Annotated in this window: 5 protein-coding genes; 2 read left to right on the top strand and 3 right to left on the bottom strand. The window is 62.0% G+C overall.

Annotated elements, in window-relative coordinates:
• The coding region (locus tag GSQ82_RS21390; RefSeq protein WP_158794333.1) for a M28 family peptidase at positions 1 to 909 on the bottom strand (909 nt) is incomplete at its 3' end.
• Positions 910 to 974: 65 nt separating this feature from the next.
• A complete protein-coding gene (locus GSQ82_RS21395; RefSeq protein WP_158794334.1) occupies positions 975 to 1,481 on the bottom strand; it encodes a heme-degrading domain-containing protein in 507 nt (168 codons plus the stop codon).
• 212 nt (positions 1,482 to 1,693) lie between these two features.
• On the opposite strand from GSQ82_RS21395, the gene GSQ82_RS21400 reads away from it, so the two are divergent.
• Complete coding sequence (locus GSQ82_RS21400) at positions 1,694 to 2,551, top strand: hypothetical protein (RefSeq protein ID WP_158794335.1); 858 nt, start codon at positions 1,694 to 1,696, stop codon at positions 2,549 to 2,551.
• Between the two features lie 24 nt (positions 2,552 to 2,575).
• Here the strand turns inward: GSQ82_RS21400 and GSQ82_RS21405 are convergent, their stop codons facing one another.
• The gene (locus GSQ82_RS21405) at positions 2,576 to 2,971 is read right to left on the bottom strand and encodes an RNA-binding S4 domain-containing protein (protein WP_158794336.1); all 396 of its coding nucleotides are present in this window, start codon (positions 2,969 to 2,971) and stop codon (positions 2,576 to 2,578) included.
• 274 nt (positions 2,972 to 3,245) lie between these two features.
• Here GSQ82_RS21405 and yajC point away from each other — a divergent pair.
• A partial coding sequence (gene yajC, locus GSQ82_RS21410; RefSeq protein ID WP_158794851.1) for a preprotein translocase subunit YajC occupies positions 3,246 to 3,502 on the top strand: 257 nt, incomplete at its 3' end.

Genomic DNA, 3,502 nt, shown 5'->3' on the forward strand with positions numbered 1-3,502 from the left:
TACGTCGAGGACGGTGGCGACGCCGGTGCCGTTGTCCTGAGCGCCGGTGCCGGGGTGCCAGGAGTCGAGGTGGGCGCCGACGATGACGACGGAGCTGGGATCTTCGCGGCCGGGGATCTCGGCGATGACGTTGTCGACCTCGGCGGCGGGACGGATGCGGTTTTTGAAGGCAAAGTGGACGGTGACGGAGCCGGTTTCGAGGAGGCGTTTGATGAGGAGCTCGTCTTCGAGGCCGATCTGGGCGACGGGGAAGGCGGCGAGTTCGCCGTTGAAACTGAGGGAGCCGGCGTTCTGGGTGCCGTTGGCGCTGCCGGTCATGAGGACGGCTTTGGGGGCGAGGGTGTTGATGACGCCGATGGCCTTGAGGAGATCGCCGATGGGGGCGTGTTCGCCGAAGCTGGCGTTGTCGATGAGGACGATGGAGCCGGCGATTTTATCTTTTACTGCGTTGAGTTTTTCGATGGGAAGGAGCTGGCTGACGTAGTAGACGGAGCCGGTGACGCCTTCGGCGGGGGTGGAGGGACTCCAACCGGCGGAGTAGATGTGGAGGGGCTGGGTGCGCGGGGTGAGGATGGAGCCGGTGGCTGGGGTCTCGGGCTCCCATAGTGCGGGCATGTGGAAGGTTTCGGTGTGGACGTTTTTGAGGCCGAGGGAGTGGAACTGCTCGGTGGCCCAGGAGACGGCGTGGACGTAGTTGTCGGAGCCGGTGAGGCGGGGGCCGATGTTGTCGGCGAGGTGGCGGTCGTAGTCGTAGGCTTTGCCGTTGACGAGGATGTCGCCGATGAGTTTGGAGACGGCGGCGCGGGTCTCGGGGGAGACGGGAGCGGGGGCTGGTGGTGTTACGGGAGTCTGTGCGAGGGCGCAGGAAGACGCGAGAAGGGATGCAAGAACGGCGGTAAGAAGACGCATGGGGGTAACGGTATCACGCGGCTATCGGCTTTGATAATGGGGATTTTGGTGGTTGAACGGTGCGGTTATTCGGCGGGGAGGCGGAGGGTGGCGTGGTCGAGATGGAGTTCGAGGCAGAGGGCTTCGACGACGAGGTTGTGGTCTTCGCGCTGAGGGAGGCCGGAGACGGTGATGGCTCCGATGATGCCGGCGTGGTGGACGTGGATGGGGAAGCAGCCTCCGTGGGCGGCGTAGTCGGCTTCGGGGAGGTTGTAGCGGTCTTCGAAGGTGCGGCCGGAGTGTGCAAGCTCGAGGCCGATGGCGTAAGAGCTGCGATGGAAGCGGGCGACGACGTTGACTTTGCGCTGGACCCAACGCTGGTTGTCGGGGGTGGTTCCGGCGAGGGCGGTGTAGAAGAGTGGCTGGTGGGGCTGGCCGAAGCGGCGGATGTCGATGACGATGGATTGGGCGCGCGAGATGGCGAGGTCGCGGAGGGAGTTGCCGAGGCGCCAGGCGGTGTCGGGGTCGAAGGCGGGGAGATGGAGTTCGGACTCCTGGCGGGCGATGAGGTCGAGGTCCTGGGGGATCGGCATGGGGTCTCCGTTGGTTGTGCGTTGAACGGTGGTGGTGTTGTTGGAAGCGTGGTGGTGTGGGTGGAGCGTGATGGTTTTGTTGGTTGCTATTTTTGTTGTCGTAGGCTTCGAGGGTGTCTCTTTGTGTTTGAGACTATCTCTGTCTTCGTCTGTCATTGAGAGTAAAGATTGGGCTTGTGGGCGTCTACCGTTTGCAGCATGATGTTCTCGGAATGAAGGGGATTGTCATGTGGTCGAATGCTGTTCGGCGTGCCGTTGGGAGTTTGCTGATTGCGGGTGTGGTGTTTGGTGGTGGGGCTGCGTTCGGCAGGCAGTTGCAGAGCAAGATCCTGACGGAGAAGGGTGAGACGCGCACGGTGCCGGTCTCGCATCCGCTGGAGTGGTGGACACGGAATCCTCTGCGGCTGGATACGAGTGGCGATCTGATGGTGGGGTATGCGGCTGGTGGTGGAGCGCCGATCAGTACTCAGGATTACACGGTGGAGCAGAGGGTGAGTGAGGTGGGGGTTCTTGCAGGGCATCGGATTGTGCAGGTGATTCTTACGATTCATCCTGGTTCGCGGGTGATCGATGCTGGTTATGCGAGCGCTGAGGAGCCTGGGCAGTGGAAGAGTCTGTTGGTGCAGGATCGTCCGGGAGACCACTATATCGAGATCTATGGTTTGCACTACGACGTGGGTGGGTTGATGACGATGAATAACGCGGCGATCTATGGGGTGGGGCCGGATGCGGTACTTGGGACCTTCGATCCGGATACCGGTAACGGCGGCGGATGCGCGGATGGGTATTGGTGGTTCGACCGGAGTGGAGCGCATGAGGTGAACTTCGGGCCTTTGACGGGTGCGATTGATAAGGCGGTTCCGCCGGAGGGGAGATTTACTCCGAGGTGCTGGGCGCTGCAGCCGAAGAAGCTGGAGTTGAGCAGCGGGGTGCAGCGCAGGGATGCCAACTGCCACGCCTGTGGATGGATCGGTAAGGTGGAGGCGCGCTATCGAATCGATCACGGTTCGGCGGTGCCGGTGTCGGTTCGGTACACGGCTTCGGATGGTGCAGATGGATCATCGAGGTAGAAGGTTCTTGGGATAGAGGGTGGGTTAGAAGCGGTGGATTCTGCCGCGGAGCTTGTTGATCTCGCGGCGGTCGCGCTTGGAGGGGCGGCCTTCGGTGATGGCTCCGAGTTCGAGCATCTGTTTGCGCTCTTCGGCGGCTTTGGCGCGGAGTATGCGGCTCTCGGGGGTCTCGCGGTAGAGGGCCTGGGCGACGGCGGCGGGGCCTCGGACCTCGCTGAGGATGAGGACTTCGACGTGGAAGATGCCGGCGTCGCTGGTGATCTGGAGCATGTCGCCGAGGCGGACGTCGCGGGAGGGTTTGGCGCGGTGGGTGTTGGACTCGACGCGGCCGATGTCGCAGGCGTCGGCGGCGAGGGCGCGTGTTTTGAAGAACCTGGCGGCCCAGAGCCATTTGTCCATGCGTACGGTGGTGGGGGTCATGGATCTATTTTCGCCGATTTGGGGTTGGCGTGGAGAAGTGGGCGGTGCAGTGGGCTTTAGGCGTTTATTTGGGCTTTGTATGGGTCGTCAGGAGGGCATTTTGGGGTGTTTGGCTGGCGGCGGCGCCTTGACACTGCGGGGCGGTTACGCGATGCTTAGGGGCTAGGCCCTCTTTTTGTGCGGTAAGCGAAGGTGCGTCTGTTTTGGCCTACCTGCGCGTATCGCCGTTGGCAGAGCCGTAGAAGATTTTTGAGTGGTTGAATGGAGTGGATCGATGTTGGCGATGTGGTTGCAGAGTGCGGCGGGCGGACTGGGTAATCTTGGGAATTTGGGAAGTCTGGCGCTGCCGATCCTGTTCTTCGTGGTGCTGTATTTTTTGATGATTGCACCGAACCAAAGGAAGCAGAAGAAGTGGCAGGAGATGCTGGGTCAGTTGAAGACCGGCGACCGCGTAACGACCAACGGCGGGATTCGCGGCACGGTTCTTACCGTAAAGGATGACCTGGTGATTCTGCGGGTGCAGCCGGATGG

Source organism: Granulicella sp. L60 (genome assembly GCF_009765825.1).
Classification (GTDB): Bacteria; Acidobacteriota; Terriglobia; order Terriglobales; family Acidobacteriaceae; genus Edaphobacter.